This is a genomic window from Psychrobacter sp. FME5, from assembly GCF_014861375.1.
In the GTDB taxonomy this organism is placed as follows: Bacteria; Pseudomonadota; Gammaproteobacteria; order Pseudomonadales; family Moraxellaceae; genus Psychrobacter.
Genome location: NZ_RRYX01000130.1, coordinates 1 through 7,441, shown reverse-complemented (window position 1 = coordinate 7,441; position 7,441 = coordinate 1). Strand labels below are relative to the sequence as shown.

5 protein-coding genes are annotated in these 7,441 nt (G+C 42.8%); 4 read left to right on the top strand and 1 reads right to left on the bottom strand.

Translation table 11 applies throughout. From position 1 onward, the window contains the following. Window positions 1-1,783, bottom strand: a 1,783-nt coding sequence (locus EI161_RS12640; RefSeq protein ID WP_192529701.1) for a TonB-dependent siderophore receptor, incomplete at its 3' end; no start/stop codon positions are given. Between the two features lie 415 nt (window positions 1,784-2,198). Here EI161_RS12640 and EI161_RS12635 point away from each other — a divergent pair. From EI161_RS12635 to EI161_RS12620, 4 genes are all read left to right on the top strand, one after another. Continuing rightward, entirely contained in the window at window positions 2,199-3,698 is a 1,500-nt protein-coding gene (locus EI161_RS12635; RefSeq protein ID WP_192529700.1) for a PepSY-associated TM helix domain-containing protein, read from the top strand. Between the two features lie 376 nt (window positions 3,699-4,074). Beyond that, window positions 4,075-6,357 carry a TonB-dependent siderophore receptor gene (locus EI161_RS12630; protein ID WP_192529699.1) on the top strand — a complete coding sequence of 761 codons (2,283 nt, stop codon included), beginning with the start codon at window positions 4,075-4,077 and terminating at the stop codon, window positions 6,355-6,357. Window positions 6,358-6,417: 60 nt separating this feature from the next. Next, window positions 6,418-6,708 carry a hypothetical protein gene (locus tag EI161_RS12625; RefSeq protein WP_192520477.1) on the top strand — a complete coding sequence of 97 codons (291 nt, stop codon included), beginning with the start codon at window positions 6,418-6,420 and terminating at the stop codon, window positions 6,706-6,708. 26 nt (window positions 6,709-6,734) lie between these two features. Continuing rightward, window positions 6,735-7,441 (top strand): PepSY-associated TM helix domain-containing protein (locus tag EI161_RS12620; protein WP_192529698.1); only part of this gene is annotated, 707 nt, incomplete at its 3' end.

Genomic DNA, 7,441 nt, shown 5'->3' with positions numbered 1-7,441 from the left:
CTTTAGAGGTAATTTCACCCGTTTGGGTTTGACTTCTGTAATTGATTTCATCAGCCACCACGACGTTTTTTTGCGTAATATCAAACACCGCCAACGTTCCTTGTGTGGCGCGATCTGGGGACAGATATTTGATACCAGCCTCTAATTGGTCAGCGGTGGTGGGCTCAAATGCCTTGTTAGTAACGAAGTTGCTACCGACAACAGGCTGAAACGATTGTGAGTAGCTGGCATAAGGAGAGAAGCCATTATCAAAGTCATAAATGGCAGCAAGGCGACCACTGGTTTTTGATGCGCTGTTATCAATCGTCTTGTTACTATAAACAGCACCTTTAGAGGCGTCGGTTTGCTCAGTGGTACTGTCAAAATTGTCGTGACGTAAGCCTGCTACTACCGTTAAATCTTGCCACTGCATCTCATCTTGTACATAAAATCCTAGCTGGTTTTGTTCGATGTCTTGTTTCTGTCGATAAATATCTAATGGCAAAGTGCCAGCATTGATTTGCGAAAAATCGGGATTGGACAAATCAAGGTTTGGGGTGCCATCTGCGCCAGCATCATAATATGTAGCGCTACTGTCCGTTTCTTGATACTCCACACCGAATAATAAATTGTGCGAGGTGTTGGCAGTATCTAACTGATAAGCCAGCTGATTGTCTGTGGTCCAGTTGTTCATCTTTTCATCGGTGGTATAGGCCACACGATTTAAAATATTATCGCTACCCGTGATAAACCCTTCTTGATTATACATATTACGCTGCTGCGCTTCGGCATCGGTATAGCGTAGGATATTCTTGAAGGTTAATTTGTCATTGATAGCCCAGTTGACAGTCACACTTGGCATCAGTACTTCTTTGCTAAAATGATTCCACTCGTCACCTGCGTAGGCATCACTATCTAGCTTGCCATAGCTGGCATTGTAGACTGTCCCAGCAGCCGGCAGCGGAGTGGAAGGCACCATCTCGGGATCGTCTTGATAAAAAAGATTGGCAAGAACGGAGACATCTTCTGTCGGTCGCCATTCAAGTGACGGATTAATTAAAGTGCGTTCTTCTTCTGTGGTCTGCATCTGTCCATCTTTTTTACGTTTTAATGCCACCAAGCGATAATTGAGCGTATCTGAGATAGGGCCGGTCGTATCGACTGCCACTTCTTTGAGGTTTTGATTGCCAAGGCGCACCTGTACTTCAGACTCTTGAGTGCTTTTTGGCGTTTTGGCGACCTGATTGACCATGCCACCTGGAGCCGCGTAGCCATAAAGTGAGGATGCTGGGCCTTTTAATATTTCTACCGCTTCAGTCGCATAAATGTCTACTTGCGGCATCAAATTCCAAGCGCCGTCATAGGGGAGGCGTAATCCATCATAAAAATTGGAGTAAGTCTTAAAACCGCGAATGTTGTATTCATCAAAAATAGATACTGTACCGCGGCTCTCAGCACTCACGCCGGGCTCATAACGTAACGCCGCATTAACGCTATCTGCTTGACGTTTTTGTAATAGTTCTTGATTGATTCTGCTATAGCTCATTGGAGCATCGTTAGGGTCTAATGCAGTTTTGGTGCCTGTACTGCGGTAGCTATCGGCATAAACAGTAATAGTATCTAAGGTCGTCGCTGGGGTCGGATTAACCGTAGCAACATTCTCATCTTTGTTTTGGACATCTTCAATATTATTTGCCGTTTCTTCAGCGTATGCAGCATGGCTAATACTCATTAATAAGCCAATCCTGACTGCCATTTTTAATTGTTTTTTTCGGGCAGATTCGGAACGTAAAAGAGACGACATCGTATTTCCTTTCAGATAGAAGTAGTTGAGGGTCTTGAGTTAAAAGATATGAATGTTCAATACGGAAATAATGATAACACTAATGATTATTGTTATCATTAATAAATTACAATAAGAGTGTTTATACAAGCATTAGAGGCAGTCATTGGCGGTTCTTATAAAGGACAAATAAAGCATGAATGGGACAAAATCATTAATAATAAAAAGTTAAAAATAACCTCATATAAGGCCAATTTTTTCCTATAATTCGCAGTGTTTTAAGGAGTTTTCTTGTATGATGCTGCCATCCTTAGAATCACGTTATCGTCTTGAAAGTATTTTAGGTCGAATCTAACAATCAGCTATTTTATATTACTATTGTCAATGCGTTGATAGACGTTAATTGAGCAGCCAAAGATGGGTAAAGGTCATATTTATGAGTAGAGACACACGTCAATCCCCTAACAATCAACGCTATTTTACAGTATGGAGATGGCATTTTTATGCAGGCATGTTTATTGCCCCTTTTTTGATTATTTTAGCGGGTACAGGACTTGGCATGCTGCTTATGTCCAATACAACAGGCCGAGATAATGACCGTCTAACGGTTTCCCCTCCACAGTCTATGGTTCAAGCCCCAATTGCCAACCAAGCAAAAAACGCCCTCAAAACCTTACCAAATAGCACGCTGATTAAATATATCGCACCTCGTGATACCGAGATAGTGGCCTTGTTTCAAGTGATATCAGATGGGCATGACAATATGGTTGCGGTAAATCCGTATACCGCTGATATTGTTAAAAGTACGCCCACTAATTCGGGCTTGTACAATACTCTTGATAGCATCCATGGCGACTTGCTATTAGGGAAGGTTGGTGACTTTATTCAGGAAGCCACCGCCTCATTAACTATTTTGATGATTTTAACGGGTTGGTACTTGTGGTGGCAAAAACGTAAGTCTGTCAAAGCCATGTTGTTCGCTAATGATGCGAACCTAAAGAAAAAGCGATCATTTTTTCGTACAATTCACGCAACCTTAGGCACTTGGATATCCATTGTATTATTATTTTTCTGCATTTCAGGAATGGCTTGGGCAGGTATTTGGGGCGAGCGAATCGTACAGGCTTGGAGTCAATTTCCCGCTGGTAAATGGGGCGCCGCGCCCATGCCACTTTCGATTGACCACAGTCAGCATCATGCAGGTATGGATATGGATAATGCCGATGCCGCGCCGCACATTCATGGAGCAGCAGCAACGCCTGCAGCAACTCATGGTCGTGTATTAAATACGGGCAGTACCAAAGAGGTACCTTGGGTGCTAGAACTGACGCCAATGCCGCTGTCAGGGACAACCAAAGGTGAGAACGGTATCGCGTCCAATATCCCTATTATGATTGATACGGTAGATAGGTTTGCGCGTGAGATTGGCTTTGCAGGACGTTATCAGCTGAATCTACCACAAGGCGAGACAGGAGTGTGGACGATTAGCCAAGATTCTATGAGCTACGATATGAAAAGTCCAACGGCTGACCGTACGGTGCATATCGACCGCTATTCGGGGAAGATATTGGCTGATATCCGCTTTGAGGATTACAATGCTTTCGGCAAATTTATGGCAGCGGGTGCGGCTATTCATATGGGAACGCTAGGATTATGGAGCGTGTTAGCCAATGTGCTGTTTTGCTTATCTGTGATTGCAATTTGTGTGAGCGGTTATGTCATGTGGTGGCAACGTCGTCCTCGTAATACCAACGAAATCACTGGACTAAATCCACCAGCACGTGGTCAAAGTTTTTCTATATGGTGGCCGTTTGCCATTCCCTTGCTTGTGGTGGCTATTATATTCCCAGCTGCAATTATTATCATTGTGGCTATTGCGTTATTGGATTTTTTAGTAATTTCTCGAACCCACTTTATGCAGAAGCTGTTGAAATAAACGATACGATTAAATTTAGGTAGGCAATAGTTAAGGTTTAACAGATACTGTGCTTAATTGAGGCCACTTTTAAAAAGTGGCCTTTTTTTTGCTGTGCTATTTTTATCTATAGTGTTTGCTAACAAAAAAGTAGTGCTATCTCATGACGTAGACCTTCACTGTATCAAAAATATTTCAATACTGTATTGACAATCATTATTATTATCTTTATCATGTACAAACTCTAACGTAACAAACCATATATTTATTCAACAAGACTATTAATAAATAGCTCATTTCTCATGATGCTCTACAAAGCTAACATGTATTAGTAAGCACTATTGTCTTGAATAACTGCCTTCCCTTAAATTCTCCTCACTTTCATTGAGATACCTTTATGATTACACAAAGTAGAAAACAGCATAAATCTAACCCTTTAAGTTGGAGCGTTAAGCGAACCATGCACCTTTCAGCCATTGCTTCGTTGGCAGTAAGCTCATCTATGATCCATGCTGAAGTATCACAGCAACAACCAATCAATGACAATGGCATTGAAATCAATCGTGGCGACAATAGGTCAGAACCAAGTACCACGCTACCAACTATCGTGGTCATGGCAGAAACGAACAAACAGGTCACGGAAAATACTGACAGCTATACAATCCCTGTCACCAGTAGCGCCACCGGTATGGGCTTGTCGGCCAAAGAAACCCCGCAAGCGGTCAGTGTGGTTACTAATCAGCAAATCAAAGATCAAAACTCAACCACCCTAATAGATGTGCTTAAACGCACGCCTGCTATCCAAGTAAGTGGCGTTGATGGCGCGCGTAATGGTCTTTCATCAAGAGGCTTTGCTATCAATAGCTTCCAAATTGACGGCTTAAATACCGATTTTGTCCAGCAAGCTGCCATGGGCGAATACTCTGCCAATACCGCGATGTTTGACCATGTTGAAACCGTACGCGGCGCGACTGGTTTGATGAGCGGCTCAGGCGACCCTTCTGCCAATGTTAACTTAATACGTAAACGGGCTGATAGTAGCGTTCCAAAAACAGAGCTATCCGCCAATGTTGATCGTTATGGGCAATATGGTCTCAGTGTTGATCGTAGTCAATCTTTAGTAGAAAGTGGCGCGGTACGAGGCCGAGTGGTGGCTAGCTATCAAGATGGTGATACCTTTATCGACCGTCAAGAATTGGGTCAAAGTCTGCTTTATGCCACAGTAGATGCGGACGTGGGCGACAGCACCACGGTCAGTGTGGGTGCTAGCCGTCAACACAATAAATCAAAATCAACCATGTGGGGCGGCTTGCCAAACTATCTAAGTGATGGGTCAAAAGCGGATTGGGATACCAGTAAAAATGGCAGCGCAGATTGGACAAACTGGGATTCTGATAATACCTATTACTTTGCAGATATTGACCATGATTTTAATGCCGATTGGAACTTGACCACCAATGCCAGCTATAACGAGAGTGACAGTAGTAGTCCAAAGCTGCTTTATATGTATGCCAATGGCGACCAAGTCGTGAATCCTGATACCGGACTGATTTTTAACCTAAACCCATTTCATGCCGATACCGAACGCAACCAGTTCAATGTTAAAAGCAAGTTAACCGGTAACTTTGATGCGTTGGGAAAAACGCATAAGCTCATCGTAGGCGGCTCCTATAGCAAAAGTGATCTTGATACTTTCACTTATAAGTCACCGCCTGATGGTATGTTGCCGCTCCCAGATTTTTCTGACTGGGATGGCAGTTATCCTGAACCAGAATGGGGAGCGCGCAATCGCAGCTCTGATGTCACAACCAAAGAAAAAGCCATTTTTGCAGCAACTCAGCTCAAATTATCGGATCCTTTAGCCGTGATTTTGGGAGCGCGTGTGTCTGATTTTGAACGCTCAGGTGTGCAGTATGGCCGTAACGTCAACACGGAAGCCAAACACATCTGGACACCATACGCAGGGATTACCTATGCGGTTAATGACAATCACAGTCTTTATACCAGCTACAGTGATATCTTCAAACCTCAAACTCAGCGTGATATAAACGGTAAATTCCTCGATCCTATCGAAGGTAAAAACTATGAAATCGGTCTAAAAAGTGAGTCAGATAATGGCACATTACAAAGCCAAGTGAGTATTTTCAGAATCGAGCAGGACAACCTTGCTCAACTCGATGGCGGTCAAATAATACCCGGCACCGATCTGGAAAAAGCCTACTACGGAGCAAAAGGTGCCACCAGTCAGGGCGTAGAAGTACAAGTGTCTGGTCAAATCAGCGACCAACTACAAGCGAGTGTTGGTTATACGCATTTTAATGCTGAAGACAACAAGGGCAAAACCATCAATACTGGCTTTGCTGATACCACGCTGAATCTGTTTGCCACTTATAATCTTGATCATATCATTCCTAATTTAACTATTGGCGGCGGCGTTGACTGGTCAAATGGATACTATGGTATTGTCAAAAACCCTGTGACGAAACAATCTGAAAAGTACGGTCAAGATGACGTGACGCTTGCCAATATCATGGCAAGATATAGCTTTAACGACAATCTTGAAGCGCAGGTTAATGTGAATAATTTGTTCAATCAAAAGTATCTTGCGGGCAGCACTTTTAGTGGATTGACTTACGGTGAGCCTTTGAATGTAGTCGGCAGATTAACCTATCGCTTTTAATCTTTCGCTTTTCACTTTTATGCCGATCATGACCTTTCACTTTCATACGCAGGCAGTCACATGAGTAAGCGCCGTAGCAGTCATGGTTTTTATCTACCTGAGTTTAAAGTCCTCAGTCGTATTTTTTTAGCGATTATTGGTAGCTATGGCATCGCGGTGCTTACGAGTTTGACGTTTTTGACCTTACCTATAGATGAGATTTCTGCCATCTATTGGGGTCAAATTGCTAGCGTTGTCGTATGTGCGCTCATCCTTGTCTTAGTATTTTCTTTGCGTCGTTTATGGCTGGCATGGACACTGATCGTCGGTATTGCAGGGATATTAGGGGTGATTGATTATGTCGCTATTTAGATTTTTCTTACCATCAGGCTGTTATTATGCCCTCAGACTCTACTAAGACCCAAACTGCCACAATGAGTAATATTCAGACAAAGGGTAAAACTAAAGTGAAGGGCTATCGAGTCATTTTATCTGACGTCCATACTTGGTTTGGCCTGTTATTAGGTTGGTTGCTGTTTACCATTTTTCTGATGGGCACGGTCAGTTATTTTAATAATGAGCTGACAGCATGGATGCAACCTGAAATTCCGGCACGCTCTCAGCAAACGCCATTCACGTCTTCAACATTTACGCACAACCAAAATGTGACAAATCTAGAAGATAAGTCAGATGGTTTTGCTATGGCAATCGCTCACTTACAGCAAACCCAAGCCCATGCCAAAAACTGGTTTATTGCTAAAGATATTAATGGCGATAATATTGCTCAACGTCTACATATTAATGTGACTACAGATGACAAAAGGCTAAAATATCAGTTTGATACGCAAACCCAAATGGCATATACACCAAGAGATACCGTAGGCGGTCACTTCTTTTATCGTATGCATTTTGATTTGCATTATATGAGTGTGATATGGGCCAGAATTATCGTCGGTATAGCTTCTATGATGATGTTGATTGCTATTATCACAGGCGTTATTGTCCACAAAAAGATATTTACGGATTTTTTTACCTTTCGTTGGGGTAAGGGGCAACGCTCGTGGCTTGATGCGCACAATGCTTTTTCTGTGCTGCCAATACCGTT